Source organism: Arthrobacter gallicola (genome assembly GCF_014836775.1).
In the GTDB taxonomy this organism is placed as follows: domain Bacteria; phylum Actinomycetota; class Actinomycetes; order Actinomycetales; family Micrococcaceae; genus Arthrobacter_B; species Arthrobacter_B gallicola.
The window spans coordinates 925681-941363 of record NZ_JACSQD010000001.1 but is presented as its reverse complement, the minus strand read 5'-3'; the positions used below and the strand labels follow the sequence as shown (position 1 = coordinate 941363).

Below are 15683 nucleotides of genomic sequence, written 5' to 3'. Positions count from 1 at the left end.
GGAAGCTAAGACCCGCAGCGCCGATGGTACTGCACCTGGGAGGGTGTGGGAGAGTAGGTCACCGCCGGACAATCATTTCAAGACCAGGTTTCTTCCTGGCCCGTTTCAGGCCCCGCACCCTCGGTGCGGGGCCTGAAGTGTTTAACACCCGCAACGGTTTCGCGACCCATCCCACGGCACCCGCGGGGCAGGGCCGGCGGGCGGAGTCTCGAAACCTCCAAACCCCCACAACACCCACCGCCTGCGGGGTAGGGGCGGCTGAGGCGGAGTCCCCTCCTGGGTTCCCGGGCGTCGGCGTCTTCCTATCCCTTCGGGGCCTGGTCCACCAAGTTCGAGGCTTTTTCGGCTGGGGTTGGCCCGGGTGTGAATTTCCTCCCAATGAGACCGCTGCCGGCGAGGGGGCGCACCGTCACGGTAAGACGACACGCCTTCCCACTGTCCGTGGCACTTGTTACCTCCTGGGCTCACACCAGCCCTAGCAGGTGACAAAGAGTGGGAACGCGTGCCGGAACCAGCCAGATCCAGACGCGTTCCTTGCGCTTCGTGCTGCCTGCCTGGGAGGTGACGCCTACGATTCGCGCTGTCTATGGCGTGCTGCCTGGGAGGTGACGCCCGCCCGTCGTGGTGCCTGGAGACGAAGCCGGCGGTTGGCTCATGCTGCCGGGCCCGCACCCGGAACCAACCGTCGATGTGCAGATATGGCGACCTCCAGACACTTTTTGTCGCCATATCTGCACGTCCAGCGAGGGCGGGAGCGGCTGAAGTCGCCTTATCTGCACGTCCAGCGAGGGCGGGAGCGGTAGAAGTCGCCTTATCTGCACGTCCAGCACGGGCGAGAGCGGCTGAAGTCGCCTTATCTGCACGTCCAGCACGGGCGAGAGCGGTAGAAGTCGCCTTATCTGCACGTCCAACGTTGAGCCAGCCAGCCGAATTCGCCATACCTGCGCACCGACGGACTGCTCCACCGCGGGAGAGCCGGTATCGGCGCCCAACACCCTCCGGAATCTCACCCGCAACGCATGCCTGGCTCGGGGCTGCTTCGTAGGCTGTGACACCCCGCCAGTGAGTGTGTCCGGTGAGGCGCGTGGGACCCCAGGGACCCCTGAGGCCCCACGGTGCACACTCGGGTGCGAATCCGCTCAGCGGAGGATGCGCCCTGGCACGGGCCGCACCCGAGGCCGACCGTCGATGTGCAGATATGGCGACCTTCAGGCAATTTTGGTCGCCATACCTGCACATCCAGCGAGGGTCCGGCGGGCTGAAGTCGCCATACCTGCACATCCAGCGAGGGTCCGGCGGGCTGAAGTCGCCATACCTGCACATCCAGCGAGGGTCCGGCTAGCGGAAGTCGCCTTACACCCGAGCACGGGACCCACCAGACCTGCCCGCCCACGTAGACCCGCTCACGCCTCCAGCCACCTCACACCACCAGGCCACTCCGCAGAAGCAGCACATACCCGGGCACCTTTCTCGACTACGCTTGGGAACATGCGTATTGCTCGGTTTATCCAGGACAGTGACCCTGCTTTCGGCGTCGTCGACGGCGAAGAAGGTTTCGAAGAAATTGCGGTTATCAAGGGTGATCCCTTCTTCTCAGGCGTGCAGCTCACGGGGGAGCGGCACAAACTTGAGGACGTGCGGCTCCTCGCGCCGATTATTCCGCGCAGCAAGGTGGTGGGTATCGGCCGCAATTACGCCGATCACGTCGCCGAAATGGGAAGCGACGTCCCGCCGGCACCCCTGATGTTCCTCAAGCCCAACACCTCCGTGATCGGCCCGAACGATCCGATCGTGCTGCCCTCCTTCTCCGAAGAGGTGTCCTACGAGGCCGAGCTGGCCATCGTTATTGGGCGCATCTGCAAGGACGTTCCCCTGGACCGGGTCGACGAAGTGGTCTTCGGCTACACCTGTGCCAATGACCTGACCGCCCGCGATGCCCAGCGCACCGACGACCAGTGGGCACGGGCCAAAGGGTTCGATACCTCCTGCCCGCTCGGCCCCTGGATCGAAACCGAGCTGGACACCGACAACCTGGCCGTCCGCGCGTTCCTGGACGGCGAACAGGTCCAGAATGGCAACACTGACCAGATGATCTGGGGCGTTAAGGAACTCGTGTCCTACGTGTCCCAGGCCTTCACGCTGCTTCCGGGTGACGTCATCCTCACCGGCACCCCTGCCGGCGTCGGCCTCCTCACCGAGGGCCAGCGCATCGAGGTGCAGATCGAGGGCATCGGCACCCTGGCGAACATCGTCCGGGCGTAGCCTGGGTCGGCGGCGGGGGAAACGGCGGCAGGGAAATGACGGCAACACCTGTTCCGCCGCGCGGCGCAGCGCTGCCTCCCGGAATTGTGTGGTCCGCTGCCCTGCTGCTGGCACCGTTCGCCAGCCAGGCAGCCGGGGCCGGCTCCGGAACGACGACGGCGGAAGCCTGGTTCTGGGGCGCCGGCACCGTGCTGCTGGTGATCGTTTTTCCCTGGGTGCTCGTGCGCACGCTCGACCGGAGGGGCGACCTGCGCCGGTCGATCTCCCGCGCCGGTACCGGACCCGTGATTCTGGGCGCCGGAGCGCTGTGTTTTATGCTCCTGCGCCTCATCCTGTGGCTGGACGGCCCGCGGGAACTGGCCGCCGTCGTCTTCGCGATGATGGCCTCCTACACGCTCACCCTGGTGCTGCCGGCGCCGCGGCGGCCGGACTGGCCGGCGCTGAGCCTGGGAGCCGGCGTCGTGATTCTGCCCGTCCTGGCCGGCACAGCAATTCCGGGACCCGGGGGAGTGGGGGCAGCGGCAGTGTTGGGCGCGCTGTGCGCCGCAGCGCTGCTGCTCCTGAACACGGCCCGACGCCGGCAGCTGGCCTCAGCTGCCGCGGGCGCGGTGGTCGGAGGCGGGCTTTTCCTGCTGCTTCGGGCCGCATCCGGCTGAGGGCTTGCCGGCAGCGACTAAACTGGGGGAATCATGACTACTGAGCCTTCTTCCCTCGCCGATCTACCCACCGTCAACGACAGCACGCCGGTGCGCGTGCGTTTCTGCCCGTCTCCCACGGGTACCCCGCACGTCGGACTGATCCGCACCGCGCTGTTCAACTGGGCCTACGCCAAGCACACCGGCGGCACCATGGTGTTCCGTATCGAGGACACCGACGCTGCCCGCGACAGCGAGGAAAGCTACCACCAGCTCCTCGATGCCCTGAGCTGGCTCGGCATCACCTGGGACGAGGGCGTGGAAGTAGGCGGCCCGCACGCACCGTACCGCCAGTCGCAGCGCGGGGAGATCTACCAGGAAGTCATCGGCAAGCTCAAGGACGCCGGACACCTGTACGAGTCCTACTCGACTCCCGAGGAAATCGAAGCACGCCACCGCGCCGCCGGCCGGGACATCAAACTCGGGTACGACAACTTTGACCGCAACCTGACCGAAGAGCAGGTTGCTGCGTTCAAGGCCGAGGGCCGCGAGCCCGTGCTCCGCGTGCGGATGCCGGACGAAGACATCACCTTTACCGACCTGGTCCGCGGCGAAATCACCTTCAAGGCCGGCACCGTCCCCGACTTCGTGGTGGTCCGCGCCAACGGCGCTCCGCTCTACACCCTGGTCAACCCGGTCGACGACGCCCTGATGGGCATCACCCACGTGCTGCGCGGCGAGGACCTGCTCTCCTCCACCCCGCGCCAGATCGCGCTGTACCGCGCACTGATCGACGTCGGAGTCGCCGACTACATGCCGCTGTTCGGACACCTGCCGTACGTGATGGGCGCCGGCAACAAGAAGCTCTCCAAGCGCGATCCGGAGTCCAGCCTCTTCCTGCACCGCGAACGCGGCTTCATCCCCGAGGGCCTGCTGAACTACCTCTCGCTTCTGGGCTGGTCGCTCTCTGCAGACGAGGACATCTTCGGTGTGGATGAACTGATCAAGAACTTCGACATCCACGACGTCCTCTCCAACCCGGCGCGCTTTGACCTGAAGAAGGCCGAAGCGATCAACGGCACCCACGTGCGCATGCTTGAGGCCACCGACTTCCGGAACCGCCTGGTGCCGTACCTGCAGCACGCCGGGCTGGTGGAGGAAACTCTGACCGCCCGCCAGGAGGAAATCCTCACCGAGGCAGCACCCCTGGTGCAGGAGCGCATCACGCTGCTCGGCGAAGCCCCGGACATGCTCGGGTTCCTGTTCAAGGCTGATGACGCCATCGATGTGGCGGACGACGCGCGGAAGGGCCTGCCAGCGAACCTCACCGAGGTGCTCGACGCCACCCTCGCGGCGCTGGAGCCGGTTGAGGAATGGACCGCTGAGAACATTCAGGCTGCCCTGCGCCAGGCGCTGGTGGAAGAAATGGGCATCAAGCCGCGCCTGGCCTTTGGCCCGGTCCGCACGGCCGTTTCCGGCCGCCGGATCTCCCCGCCGCTGTTCGAATCCATGGTGATCCTGGGCAAGGACTCCTCCCTGGCACGCATCCGCGCGTTCCGCGCCGCGGAGGCCTGAGCCGTCCATGACTGAACCGCAGGACGGAGCGTCCATGGGCGTGCTCTTTGATATCGATGAGACGCTTGTGGACCTCCGTGCTGCCATGGGCAACACGCTGCGGGAAATCAGCGCGGAGCAGCTGGCTCACTTCACGGAAGCGGACTGGGCCGCCTACCAGCATCTCTATGCCGCCGATCCGCTCGGCTACTACGACAAGTATCTGGCCGGTGAGCTCAGCTTCACGAAGCAGCGGCTGCTCCGCGTGGCCCACGCGCAGCACGAGCATGGGCTGCCCCGGTGGGACAACGACGCCGAGGAGGCCTGGAACGCCGCCTATGAGCAGGTGCTGCCCCAGCACTTCGCGGCGTTCGACGACATCACCGCGGTATTGGACGAACTCGATGCACTGGGAATTCCCTACGGCGCAGTGAGTAACAACGTGCATGACTACCAGCGGGCCAAGCTTGATGCTGCCGGACTGCAGCGGATCACGGTCCTGGTTGGCATTGACACTGTGGACGCCGCGAAACCAGACCCGGCGATTTTCCTCGAGGGCGTACGCCTGCTCGGAACCGATCCCGCCCGGACCCTCTATGTGGGGGACAACCCCGTGGTGGACGCCGCTGGGGCTGATGCTGCAGGCCTGCGGGGGATCTGGCTGGAACGCAGCGGCGACGCTGCCCTGAGGGACGAGTATCCGGACCTCACGGTCATCTCCTCCCTGAAGGCAGTGCCCGGGCTCTGCGGGCTTTCCTGACTGCGGGCTTTCCTGACTGCGGGCTTTCCTGACTGCGGGCTTTCCTGACTGCGGGCTTTCCTGACTGCGGGCTTTCCTGACTGCGGGGTTCCTGTCTGCAGCTGTTCTTGTCAGAGGCGTTCCAGGGCTGGGGCTTCGCGGCCAGGAAGCGGCCGTGAGGCGCACTCCGGGGGTGCAGCAGCAGGGGCAGCCAGGCCCGTTTTGTACTCCCGCCGAAACCCGTGTATAGTAATAACTCGTGCTGAGGGGTTGAGCCGGAAGTTGAAGCTTCTGAAACAGCCCGGATAAGCACATTGGGATATGGTGTAATTGGCAACACATCGGTTTCTGGTACCGACATTCTAGGTTCGAGTCCTGGTATCCCAGCGCTACTCAAATAAGGCATTCAGCCGGATTTGAGAAATAAACAATGAGTATGAAATACTTATTGAGTTCACTTAGCAAGTGGTACAGACGGCCCCATCGTATAGCGGCCTAGTACGCTGCCCTCTCACGGCGGTAACGCGGGTTCGAATCCCGCTGGGGTCACAGGTAACGGTCCCGGACAGAAATGTCCGGGACCGTTTTCTTTTTAAGTTCTTTCCCGCTTCGAACGTGCGGCTTTTGTCACATCTTTTCCCCCGCGGCCAGTATCTTCTGCAGGGTGCGGACATTCCGTGTGGTGGTGTGTGCTTTGTACCGGGGTTTGGAACTGACCTTTGACATGGCAGAGTCCAGGGTCCCGCCCTTGGGCGAAGGCCATGCAATGGCTTCCGGGCCGATCCGGACCTGCTCCGCACCGGCTTCGGCAGCCGCCTCGAAGAGCTCAGTGAGCATGCCGGCATCGGACCCGAAGGTCACGTACGCATGGGTTTCCGGATCATCAGGCGGATAGGGCACCGCCGCAGTGAGCTCCCGCAACCGGTCCAGCGTGGTAACCACCACCCAGGCCTCGTACCCAAAGTCCTTCCGCAGGGCGTCCTCCGCCACGGCCTTCAGCTCCGCCGCGGACAGCGCCGACGACGCCACGGCATTTCCACTGGCCAGCACGGTGCGGACACCGGCAACCGGGAGCCTGGAAAGGGTGTCCCGGAGGGCATCCATCAACATGTTCACGCCGCCTACGTTCACCCCGCGAAGTAGGATGGCATAGGTGGTCAGCGGGTCGGCAGTCATGAAGCTGAGGGTACCGCCCCGGGCCGGCCGTGCACCACGATCAAAACGCCGATTAGGTCCACACCGGCTCCGGCCAAGGCTGGCTGCGTCAACTGACACTTGAGCCGGCTGATATGGCCCGGTGCTTGAGCGGACGCTCGGACGGAGACCCGGCAGGCAACAGCCCGGCACCAGGCAGGCAGCAGATGAGACAAGGGAATCAAACAGTGGCAGAGTACCCCCGGTATGCAGGCGACCTGAACGAAGGGGAGCTGCTGGCCCGGATCTTCCCCCGGCTGGGTTCGGGGAAGGCGCTGCTGGGCCCGGGCGACGATGCCGCACTGCTGGCCGCCCCGGACGGACGCACGGTGATCTCGATTGACACTTTGGTCCAGGACCAGGACTTCCGGCTGGCCTGGCCCGGCGGCTACCGGACCACCGGGTACGACGTCGGCTGGAAATGCGCAGCGCAGAATCTCTCCGACATCAACGCCATGGGCGCCGTTCCGACCTCACTGGTAGTTAGCCTGACGCTCCCGCCCAAGACCCTGCTGACCTGGGTGGAGGACCTGGCCGACGGACTCTCCGCAGCACTCCGGGCACTCGGCGCCGAAGACTGTGTGGTGGCAGGCGGGGACCTGGGCCGCGGTGAGCTCCTGGTGGTCACGGCCGCCGTCACCGGCGATCTCCAGGGAAATGACCCGGTGCTTCGCTCGGGCGCCCGGCCCGGCGACACGCTGGCCGTCTGCGGGGTGCTGGGGCACGCCGCGGCAGGACTGGCGCTGCTCGACGGCGGCACTGACTACGCTTTGCTCGGCGCCGCTGCCAGGACCCTGACGGCGGCGCAGTCGCGGCCGTGTCCACCCCTGGCCACCGGTCCGGCGGCTGCGCGTGCCGGTGCGAACGCGATGATGGACATTTCCGACGGCGTGGTGCGCGACGCCGGCCGCCTGGCCGCTGCGTCCGGCGTACGGATCGATTTGGACCCACAGGCCCTGGAACGCGAGGCGGAACCGCTGGCTGAGGTTGCCCGGAGCCTTGGCAGAAACGCCCTGGACTGGGTCCTGGGCGGGGGAGAGGACCACGGCCTGCTGGCCGCCTTCGGAGAAGGAACAGCCTTGCCGCGCGGGTTCCGGAGAATCGGAACGGTGCTGGAAAGGGAAGCAGAAGCTGCGCACCGTCCCGGACAGGAAGCCCGCGGCAGCCGGGGAGGCGACGACGCCGCACGCAGCTCCGGCGGCGGTAAATCGGCCGGCCTGATCACAGTAGGCGGCAGGGCGCCGTCGGCAGCCGGCTGGGATCACTTCGCCGGCTGACCGGCCGGAGCGGACACCGCCTGTGCGGAGGGCTAGCCCAGAATGTGCCGCTCCTTCACCCGGGCAGCAAGGTCCATCAGCTGCTCCTTGGTGAGGTCCGGCAGGTGTTCGAGCTCATCGACGAACTCCCGCAGGCTCTCCTTGGTGCGGGCACGCAGCAGCTCGTTGTAAAAGCCCACGATGACTCCGGTGGCCAGAGCCACCACCAGAATGCCGTAGAGCGCCACGAACACCGTAATGAGCCGCCCCACGAAGGTCACCGCAACGAAGTCCCCAAAGCCGATGGTGGTAAAGGAAACAAAGAGATACCAGAGGGAATCGCCGAGTGTTGGTATTCCCGGTTCAAAGCGCGGAAGCACCAAAGCGGCACATCCGTAAACAATCAGGAAGCCGTAGACAACCACATCGGCCCCGGTGAGGCGGACGATGTGCCAAAGGACACGAAACCGTTTCATGGATGCTCCTAGGGCCTGAGGATTTCAGGATAGGCCCCGGAGGCCGTCAGGTCAGTCGGAGTTGGCCCGCAGAGCCTCGGTGAGCTGTCCGGCAGCCCGGCTGACGACCTCCGCGTGGATGCGGCCCGGCTGGCGGGTCAGCCGTTCAATCGGCCCGGAGATGGAGATGGCCGCGATGACGCGGCCCGACGGTCCGCGGACCGGTGCGGACACCGAGGCTACGCCCGGCTCGCGTTCGCCGAGGCTCTGCGCCCATCCGCGGCGCCGCACCCCGGCGAGGACGGTGGGAGTGAACCGGGCGTGCTGCAGGCCTTCCAGAAGCCTGTCGTGGTCTTCCCACGCCAGGAGGACCTGGGCGGCAGACCCGGCCTTCATGGAGAGCTGAGTACCCACGGGTATGGTGTCCCGCAGGCCGATGGGACGTTCGGCGGAGGCCACGCAGACGCGCCATTCCCCCTGCCGCCGGAAGACCTGGGAGCTCTCGCCCGTTGCATCGCGCAGGGCCAGGAGAACGGGCCCCGCGGAGGCGATCAGCCGGTCCTCCCCAGCGGCCGAGGCCAGCTCTACGAGCCTGCTGCCCAGGACGAACCGTCCCTGAATGTCCCGCCCCACGAGCCGGTGGTGCACCAGCGCCAAAGCCAGGCGGTGCACGGTGGGCCGGGCCAGCCCGGTGGCGGCGACCAGCTGGGCGAGGGAAGTGGGTCCGGCCTCAAGGGCATCAAGCACCATGGCAGCTTTATCGATAACGCCGACACCGCTGACTCCGACGCCGCTAGAATTGTCCATAAGATGATACTGCCGTCTCAGTATCTGAGATGCAAGTGGAAAAAGTGGCGCCGGACGCGGGGTGCTGCTTCTCTTAATTGCATCAGGATTCCGGCCACGGGCGCACTGCCCGCCGGAGCTATATCAGGCGAGGAGCACATGGTCATGGGAGAGCATGCAGCGGGCAGAACGCTCGCGGAGAAGGTGTGGGACGACCACGTGGTCGCCAAGGGTGAGGATGGCGCACCGGACCTTCTCTACATCGATCTCCACCTCGTCCATGAGGTCACCTCGCCGCAGGCTTTTGAGGGTCTCCGCCTGGCCGGCCGGAAGCTGCGGCGCCCGGATCTGACCATCGCCACCGAAGACCACAACACTCCCACGCTGGCGATCGACAAGCCGATTGCCGATCCGGTCAGCCGGACGCAGATCGAAACCCTGCGGGCCAACTGTGCGGAGTTCGGGGTGCGGCTGCACCCGCTGGGCGACGCCGAGCAGGGAATCGTGCACGTGGTGGGGCCGCAGCTGGGCCTGACCCAGCCCGGCCTCACCGTGGTGTGCGGCGATTCGCACACCTCCACCCACGGCGCCTTCGGAGCCCTGGCCATGGGCATCGGCACCTCCGAGGTGGAGCACGTGATGGCCACGCAGACCCTGTCGCTGAAGCCGTTCAAGACCATGGCCATCAACGTTGAAGGCACCCTGCGCCCGGGCGTGACGTCCAAGGACATCATCTTGGCGGTCATCGCGAAGATCGGCACCGGCGGCGGCCAGGGCTACGTCCTGGAGTACCGCGGCTCGGCGATCCGCTCGCTGTCCATGGAAGCACGGATGACCATCTGCAACATGTCCATCGAAGCCGGAGCCCGCGCCGGTATGGTGGCGCCGGACGAAACAACGTTCGCCTACCTCAAGGACAAGCCCCACGCGCCGCAGGGCGCGGACTGGGACGCCGCCGTCGAGCACTGGAAATCCCTGGTCACCGACCCGGATGCGGAGTTCGACGCCGAGGTGTTCCTCGACGCGGATGAACTCGAGCCGTTCGTTACCTGGGGAACCAACCCCGGCCAGGGGATCTCGCTGTCCGGTGCCGTGCCGTCGCCGGAGGACTTCGGGGATGAGAATGCCAAGGCAGCTGCCGAGCGTGCGCTGGAGTATATGGACCTGCAGCCCGGCACGCCCATGAAGGACATCCGGGTGGACACCGTGTTCCTTGGCTCCTGCACGAACAGCCGGATTGAGGACCTGCGCATTGCGGCGGACATCATCCGCGGACGGCAGAAGGACCCGGACATCCGCATGATGGTGGTTCCCGGATCAGCCCGGGTCCGCCTGGAAGCCGAGGCCGAAGGCCTGGACCAGGTGTTCAAGGACTTCGGTGCCGAATGGCGTTTTGCCGGCTGCTCCATGTGCCTGGGCATGAACCCGGACCAGCTGGAACCGGGGGAGCGCTGCGCCTCCACCTCCAACCGCAACTTTGAAGGACGCCAGGGCAAGGGCGGGCGCACCCACCTCGTCTCTCCGGTCGTGGCAGCAGCTACGGCTGTGCGCGGAACGCTGAGCTCGCCGTCGGACCTTGACCCCCTGCCCGGCGCGGCCGCCGGTACCACCGCCACCGCTGCAGCCTAGGAGAAGAGAATGGAAAAGATCACCACGCACACCGGCATTGGTGTTCCGCTGCGCCAGAGCGATGTGGACACTGACCAGATCATCCCGGCGGTGTACCTCAAGCGCATCACCCGGACCGGGTTCGAGGACGCCCTCTTCGCCGGCTGGCGGAAAAATCCCGAGTTCATCCTGAACCAGGAACCGTACAGTGCCGGGTCCGTCCTGGTGGCCGGGCCGGACTTCGGCACCGGATCCTCCCGCGAGCATGCAGTCTGGGCGCTGAAGGACTACGGCTTCCGGGCCGTCCTGTCCTCCCGGTTCGCGGACATTTTCCGGGGTAACTCCGGCAAGCAGGGCCTGGTGGCGGCGCAGGTCGCCCAGGATGACATTGAGCTGATCTGGAAGGTCCTGGAGAACTCCCCGGGAACCGAGGTGACGGTTGACCTGCAGGCACGGACCGTGGTCTGCGGCAGCGTGACCGCGCCGTTCCAGATTGACGATTACACCCGCTGGCGGCTGCTGGAAGGCCTCGACGACATCGGGCTGACCCTGCGGCATGAGGCGGACATCACGGCCTTCGAAGCCCGCCGTCCGGCCTTCAAGCCGGCCACGCTTCCGGCGCGCAGCTAGCGCCGGGGCGGACCAGCCCCGGCTCCCGGGCGCAGCATAAAACTGATGGGCCTTCCCTCACGGGGGAGGCCCATTGGCTTCCCCGGAGCAGCGGACGGCTTTAAGCCCGCGGAACCCTCGGCGGAGGCCGGGTTATTTAGGGAAAGAGCCTGCTTACTCCTATGATTAGGAAGCAGTCTCTAGTGGCCGTGGGGGCAATCCAGACGAAAGAAACAGGTGTTCATGGGTTCCGTTCTAACCATCCGTGGTGGGGTACCGCTTACCGGAAAAGTACCGGTTCGCGGGGCAAAGAACCTCGTCCCCAAGGCGATGGTGGCAGCTCTGCTGGGTAACAGCCCGTCCCTGCTGCGGAACGTCCCCGAGATCAAGGACGTTGACGTCGTAACGTCGCTGCTGAAGCTGCACGGCGTGGAGGTCACCAAGGATCCCGTTACCGGGGATCTGCTGATGGACCCGCAGAATGCCAAGACCGCAGCCTCACGGGACATCGACGCCCATGCCGGCGACTCGCGCATTCCGATCCTGCTCTGCGGTCCGCTGATGCACAGTATCGGCGAAGCCTTCATCCCCGACCTCGGCGGATGCAAAATCGGCGACCGTCCCATTGATTACCACCTGCAGATGCTGCGCAACTTCGGCGCACTCGTGGAAAAGCGTCCCGGCGGAATCGCCATCTCCGCGCCCAAGGGCCTCAAGGGCGCCAAGTTGGATCTGCCGTACCCGAGCGTCGGCGCCACCGAACAGGTGCTGCTGACCGCCGTGCGCGCCGAGGGCATCACCGAACTCAGCGGTGCCGCCGTCGAGCCTGAAATTCTTGATTTGATTGCCGTCCTGCAGAAAATGGGCGCGATTATCACCGTCCAGACAGACCGCGTGATCCGCATCGAGGGTGTCCCCGAGCTCACGGGCTACAACCACCGGGCACTTCCGGACCGCAACGAGGCCGCTTCCTGGGCCTCGGCGGCGCTGGTCACCAAGGGTGACATTTACGTGGAAGGCGCCAACCAGCAGGACCTGACCGCCTTCCTGAACATCTACCGCAAGATCGGCGGCGCCTTTGACGTCGACGACGACGGCATCCGGTTCTACCACCCCGGCGGAAGCCTGAACCCGCTGGTCCTGGAGACCGATGTCCACCCGGGCTTTATGACCGACTGGCAGCAGCCGGTGGTGGTTGCCCTGAGCCAGGCCGAAGGCGTGTCCATTGTGCATGAGACGGTGTACGAAAACCGTTTCGGCTTCACCGAGGCCCTGATCCGCATGGGCGCGAACATCCAGGTGCACCGCGAATGCCTGGGCAGCATCCCGTGCCGCTTCGGACAGCGCAACTTCCTGCACTCGGCCGTGATCTCCGGTCCGGTCCAGCTCAAGGGCGCGGAGATCGACATTCCGGACCTCCGCGGCGGCTTCAGCCACCTGATTGCGGCCCTGGCGGCAGAGGGCACCTCCCGCGTGACCGGCGTCGAACTCATCAACCGCGGCTACGAGCACTTCCTCGACAAGCTGGAAGGCCTCGGCGCGGACTTTGACGTCGCCGCGGGGAAGTAGGCTCGTTCCTATGGGCGAATCGGCAAAGTCACGCATCACGTTTACTCTCCTGGCATCGGTGGTCCGGCCAGCGATGAACCTGATGATGGGACGGCGATGGGAAGGGATGGAAAACCTCCCCAAAGGGCACGGATTCATTGCCTGCGCCAACCACGTGACCGAGATCGATCCGCTGGTGATAGGCCACTTCTTCTACAGCCAGGGCATTCTGCCGCGGTATCTGGCCAAAGCATCGCTCTTCAAGGCTCCTGTCCTGGGACCGGCCCTGCGGGCCACCAAGCAGGTGCCGGTCACGCGCGGCGGATCCGGTGCGGCGGCTTCGCTGGCGGCCGCCCAGGCGGTGATTGATGCAGACGGCGCGCTGATCATCTACCCGGAGGGCACACTCACCCGTGATCCTGACCTGTGGCCGATGAAGGGCCGCACAGGCGCAGCGCGGCTCGCCCTGCAGACCGGCGCACCGGTGCTCCCGGTGGCACAGTGGGGCGCCCAGGACGTGCTGCCGCGGTACGGCAAAATGCTGCACCTTTTCCCGCGCAAGCGGGTACGGGTACTGGTGGGACGCCCGGTGGACCTCTCGGATCTGCACGGCGTGCCGCTGACCAAAACAGTCCTGGATGAAGCTACGGAACGGATTATGGCCGAGCTGACCGAACTCGTCGCGTCCCTCCGGGGCGAGAAGGCCCCGGCCAAGCGCTGGGACCCGGCCGCGAAGGGACAGAGATCCGCCGGGCGCGGTTATAACGGGGAAACGGAGAAGACACAGTGAATATCCCGCACGCCACGGCCATAGCCGTCCTCGGAGCCGGAAGCTGGGGGACCACCTTCGCCAAGGTTGCCGCCGACGCCGGCGCTTCCCGCGGCACCGATGTCCGGGTCTGGGCCCGCCGGGCAGACGCGGCCGAGGAGATCAACACCAAACACCGCAACACCCGCTACCTGGGGGATATTGCCCTCCCGGCAAACCTCCGAGCCAGCGATGACGCTGCCGCAGTCCTGGCCGGCGCCCAACTGGTGGTGCTGGCGGTCCCCGCGCAGACGCTGCGGGCGCAGCTGCGGGAGTTTAAGGACCTTGTCCCGAAGGACGCCGTGATCCTCTCGCTCATGAAGGGACTTGAAGTCGGGACCGACGCACGGATGAGTCAGGTCATCGCCGAAGAGCTGGACTGGCCCGAAGAACGGATCGCCGTCCTGTCCGGACCGAACCTGGCCATGGAAATTGCCCGTGAGGAACCCACGGCTTCGGTTGTGGCCTGTTCCGATCTTGCCACCGCGGGCTGGATCGCATCGGCCTGCACGGCACCCTACTTCCGGCCGTACACCAACACCGACGTGGTCGGCACCGAAATCGGCGGGATCGTCAAGAACGTGATTGCCCTTGCGGTGGGCATCTGCGAGGGAAAGCAGATGGGGGACAACACCAAGGCCTCCGTGATGACCCGAGGGCTTGCTGAAACCACCCGCCTGGCTGTGGCGCTGGGAGGCAAGACCGAAACCCTGTTCGGGCTCTCCGGCATGGGGGATCTCATTGCGACCTGTTCCTCATCCCTCTCCCGGAACCACACAGCGGGACGCCTGCTGGCCCAGGGACTTTCGCTGGATGAGGTGACGGCGACCATGCAGCAGACCGCCGAAGGCATTAAGTCCGCGCAGGCGGTCCTGGACCGCGCCACACAGCTCGGTGTCTCCATGCCGATCACCGAAAACGTCGTTGCAGTGCTGCACGGCGCAATCTCCGTAGATGAACTCGGGCCGCGCCTGCTGGCCCGCGAACTCAAAGCTGAAGGTGTGCACGCTCCGTGACGATGGAACCCAAGACCCCCGCTGCCAACGCTGACGCCCGGCCGCGGGTGGCCGTTCTCTTCGGCGGACGCTCCAGCGAACACTCGGTCAGCTGTGTCACTGCCGCCGGTGTGCTTGAGGCGATTGACCACACCAAGTACGACGTCGTTCCGATCGGCATCGCGCGCAACGGCCAGTGGACCCTCGTCTCCGCCGATCCCGCACAGTGGTCCCTGCGGGCCGAAACGCTGCCGGAGGTGGAACCGGGCATTGAGTCGGTTGTTCTTTCGACGCAGGGAAGCTCGCGTGAACTGGTGTCCCACGCCCCGGGCGGTTTGCCGCGCACTCTCGGCCGGATCGACGTCGTGCTCCCGCTGCTGCACGGCCCCTTCGGGGAGGACGGCACGCTGCAGGGACTGCTGGAGATGGCGGACATCCGCTACGTCGGCGCCGGTGTGCTGGCCTCAGCCGTGGGAATGGACAAGCACTACATGAAGGTGGTTTTTGAGGCCGCCGGACTCTCCGTTGGCCCGTATGAGGTCATCACCGACCGGCAGTGGAACCAGGACAGTGAAGCCTGCCTGACCCGCGCCGCCCGCCTGCAGTTCCCCGTTTTTGTGAAGCCGGCCCGCGCCGGGTCCTCCATGGGAATCACCCGGGTCACCAGCGAAGCTGGCCTGCGTGCGGCCATCGAAGCGGCGCGCGAGCACGATCCGAAGGTGGTTGTTGAAGCCGGTATCACCGGCCGCGAGATTGAGGTCGCCGTTCTGCAGGGGCGCGGCAACGATGACCCGCGGACCAGCCAGCCGGGCGAAGTCGCCGTGCTCGACGGCGGCCACGAATGGTACGACTTTGAGGCCAAGTACGTTGACGGTGCCGCCGCTGACCTGAGCTGCCCGGCGGACCTGCCGGAGGACGTGACGTCCAGGGTCCGCGAACTGGCTGCGGTGGCGTTCGACGCCGTAGGTGCGGAGGGGCTCTCCCGCGTCGACTTTTTCTACACCCCGGACGGCGAACTGGTGATCAACGAGATCAACACCATGCCCGGGTTCACACCAATCAGCATGTACCCGCAGATGTGGGCCAAGTCCGGGCTGCCGTACACGGAACTGATCGATGAACTGATCACTCTGGCCCTGGAGCGCCGCACCGGCCTTCGGTAGCAGGGTCCGCGGCCGCCGGCATGAGGCCGGGCACCGGCGTGCCGCGCGCTCCTCGAGCTGCGCAGTGCCGG

At 65.9% G+C, this 15683-nt stretch carries 14 protein-coding genes and 2 tRNA genes; 13 read left to right on the top strand and 3 right to left on the bottom strand.

From position 1 onward, the window contains the following. Positions 1-1488 precede the first annotated feature (1488 nt). The 6 genes from H9639_RS04265 to H9639_RS04240 all read left to right on the top strand — a co-directional run bounded on the left by H9639_RS04265 (position 1489) and on the right by H9639_RS04240 (position 5739). Complete coding sequence (locus H9639_RS04265) at positions 1489-2262, top strand: fumarylacetoacetate hydrolase family protein (protein WP_191806825.1); 774 nt, start codon at positions 1489-1491, stop codon at positions 2260-2262. A 35-nt stretch (positions 2263-2297) separates the two neighbouring features. Continuing rightward, entirely contained in the window at positions 2298-2918 is a 621-nt protein-coding gene (locus H9639_RS04260) for a hypothetical protein (RefSeq protein ID WP_191806824.1), read from the top strand. Between the two features lie 33 nt (positions 2919-2951). Beyond that, a complete protein-coding gene (gene gltX, locus H9639_RS04255) occupies positions 2952-4472 on the top strand; it encodes a glutamate--tRNA ligase (protein WP_191806823.1) in 1521 nt (506 codons plus the stop codon). 7 nt (positions 4473-4479) lie between these two features. Beyond that, complete coding sequence (locus tag H9639_RS04250; RefSeq protein ID WP_191806822.1) at positions 4480-5211, top strand: HAD family hydrolase; 732 nt, start codon at positions 4480-4482, stop codon at positions 5209-5211. A gap of 294 nt (positions 5212-5505) precedes the next feature. Next, positions 5506-5577 (top strand) — tRNA-Gln (locus H9639_RS04245). Positions 5578-5666: 89 nt separating this feature from the next. After that, a tRNA-Glu gene (locus tag H9639_RS04240) sits at positions 5667-5739 on the top strand. A gap of 78 nt (positions 5740-5817) precedes the next feature. Here H9639_RS04240 and H9639_RS04235 read toward each other — a convergent pair. Then, positions 5818-6366 (bottom strand): DUF1697 domain-containing protein, encoded by a 549-nt coding sequence (locus H9639_RS04235; RefSeq protein WP_225219097.1) that lies wholly within the window; start codon positions 6364-6366, stop codon positions 5818-5820. Positions 6367-6551: 185 nt separating this feature from the next. Between H9639_RS04235 and thiL the strand changes: the two genes are divergently transcribed. Next, positions 6552-7661 (top strand): thiamine-phosphate kinase, encoded by a 1110-nt coding sequence (gene thiL, locus H9639_RS04230; protein WP_191806821.1) that lies wholly within the window; start codon positions 6552-6554, stop codon positions 7659-7661. Between the two features lie 32 nt (positions 7662-7693). On the opposite strand, the gene H9639_RS04225 is transcribed toward thiL, so the two are convergent. After that, positions 7694-8116 carry a potassium channel family protein gene (locus H9639_RS04225; RefSeq protein ID WP_191806820.1) on the bottom strand — a complete coding sequence of 141 codons (423 nt, stop codon included), beginning with the start codon at positions 8114-8116 and terminating at the stop codon, positions 7694-7696. A 51-nt stretch (positions 8117-8167) separates the two neighbouring features. Next, positions 8168-8902: an IclR family transcriptional regulator gene (locus H9639_RS04220; RefSeq protein WP_191806819.1), complete on the bottom strand. Its 735-nt coding sequence runs from the start codon at positions 8900-8902 to the stop codon at positions 8168-8170. A 144-nt stretch (positions 8903-9046) separates the two neighbouring features. Between H9639_RS04220 and leuC the strand changes: the two genes are divergently transcribed. The 6 genes from leuC (at position 9047) to H9639_RS04190 (ending at position 15612) form a co-directional block, all read left to right on the top strand. After that, positions 9047-10510, top strand: coding sequence for a 3-isopropylmalate dehydratase large subunit (leuC, locus tag H9639_RS04215; RefSeq protein WP_191806818.1), 1464 nt, complete (start codon positions 9047-9049; stop codon positions 10508-10510). 9 nt (positions 10511-10519) lie between these two features. Then, positions 10520-11119, top strand: coding sequence for a 3-isopropylmalate dehydratase small subunit (leuD, locus tag H9639_RS04210; RefSeq protein ID WP_191806817.1), 600 nt, complete (start codon positions 10520-10522; stop codon positions 11117-11119). 222 nt (positions 11120-11341) lie between these two features. Then, a complete protein-coding gene (gene murA / locus H9639_RS04205; protein WP_191806816.1) occupies positions 11342-12667 on the top strand; it encodes a UDP-N-acetylglucosamine 1-carboxyvinyltransferase in 1326 nt (441 codons plus the stop codon). A gap of 10 nt (positions 12668-12677) precedes the next feature. After that, positions 12678-13436: a lysophospholipid acyltransferase family protein gene (locus tag H9639_RS04200; RefSeq protein WP_191806815.1), complete on the top strand. Its 759-nt coding sequence runs from the start codon at positions 12678-12680 to the stop codon at positions 13434-13436. Next, positions 13433-14470: an NAD(P)H-dependent glycerol-3-phosphate dehydrogenase gene (locus H9639_RS04195; protein ID WP_191806814.1), complete on the top strand. Its 1038-nt coding sequence runs from the start codon at positions 13433-13435 to the stop codon at positions 14468-14470. The genes H9639_RS04200 and H9639_RS04195 overlap by 4 nt, the downstream gene beginning before the upstream one ends. 2 nt (positions 14471-14472) lie before the next feature. Then, positions 14473-15612, top strand: coding sequence for a D-alanine--D-alanine ligase family protein (locus H9639_RS04190; RefSeq protein ID WP_191806909.1), 1140 nt, complete (start codon positions 14473-14475; stop codon positions 15610-15612). Positions 15613-15683: the final 71 nt, after the last annotated feature.

What these genes read in the sequence shown, in the direction of transcription:
- H9639_RS04235 (WP_225219097.1), bottom strand. Translation starts at nt 6,366, where the DNA reads ATGACTGCCGACCCGCTGACCACCTATGCCATCCTACTTCGCGGGGTG.
- H9639_RS04250 (WP_191806822.1), top strand. Translation starts at nt 4,480, where the DNA reads ATGACTGAACCGCAGGACGGAGCGTCCATGGGCGTGCTCTTTGATATC.
- H9639_RS04190 (WP_191806909.1), top strand. Translation starts at nt 14,473, where the DNA reads ATGGAACCCAAGACCCCCGCTGCCAACGCTGACGCCCGGCCGCGGGTG.
- thiL (WP_191806821.1), top strand. Translation starts at nt 6,552, where the DNA reads ATGAGACAAGGGAATCAAACAGTGGCAGAGTACCCCCGGTATGCAGGC.
- H9639_RS04225 (WP_191806820.1), bottom strand. Translation starts at nt 8,116, where the DNA reads ATGAAACGGTTTCGTGTCCTTTGGCACATCGTCCGCCTCACCGGGGCC.
- H9639_RS04265 (WP_191806825.1), top strand. Translation starts at nt 1,489, where the DNA reads ATGCGTATTGCTCGGTTTATCCAGGACAGTGACCCTGCTTTCGGCGTC.
- H9639_RS04200 (WP_191806815.1), top strand. Translation starts at nt 12,678, where the DNA reads ATGGGCGAATCGGCAAAGTCACGCATCACGTTTACTCTCCTGGCATCG.
- H9639_RS04220 (WP_191806819.1), bottom strand. Translation starts at nt 8,902, where the DNA reads ATGGACAATTCTAGCGGCGTCGGAGTCAGCGGTGTCGGCGTTATCGAT.
- murA (WP_191806816.1), top strand. Translation starts at nt 11,342, where the DNA reads ATGGGTTCCGTTCTAACCATCCGTGGTGGGGTACCGCTTACCGGAAAA.
- leuD (WP_191806817.1), top strand. Translation starts at nt 10,520, where the DNA reads ATGGAAAAGATCACCACGCACACCGGCATTGGTGTTCCGCTGCGCCAG.
- gltX (WP_191806823.1), top strand. Translation starts at nt 2,952, where the DNA reads ATGACTACTGAGCCTTCTTCCCTCGCCGATCTACCCACCGTCAACGAC.
- leuC (WP_191806818.1), top strand. Translation starts at nt 9,047, where the DNA reads ATGGGAGAGCATGCAGCGGGCAGAACGCTCGCGGAGAAGGTGTGGGAC.
- H9639_RS04260 (WP_191806824.1), top strand. Translation starts at nt 2,298, where the DNA reads ATGACGGCAACACCTGTTCCGCCGCGCGGCGCAGCGCTGCCTCCCGGA.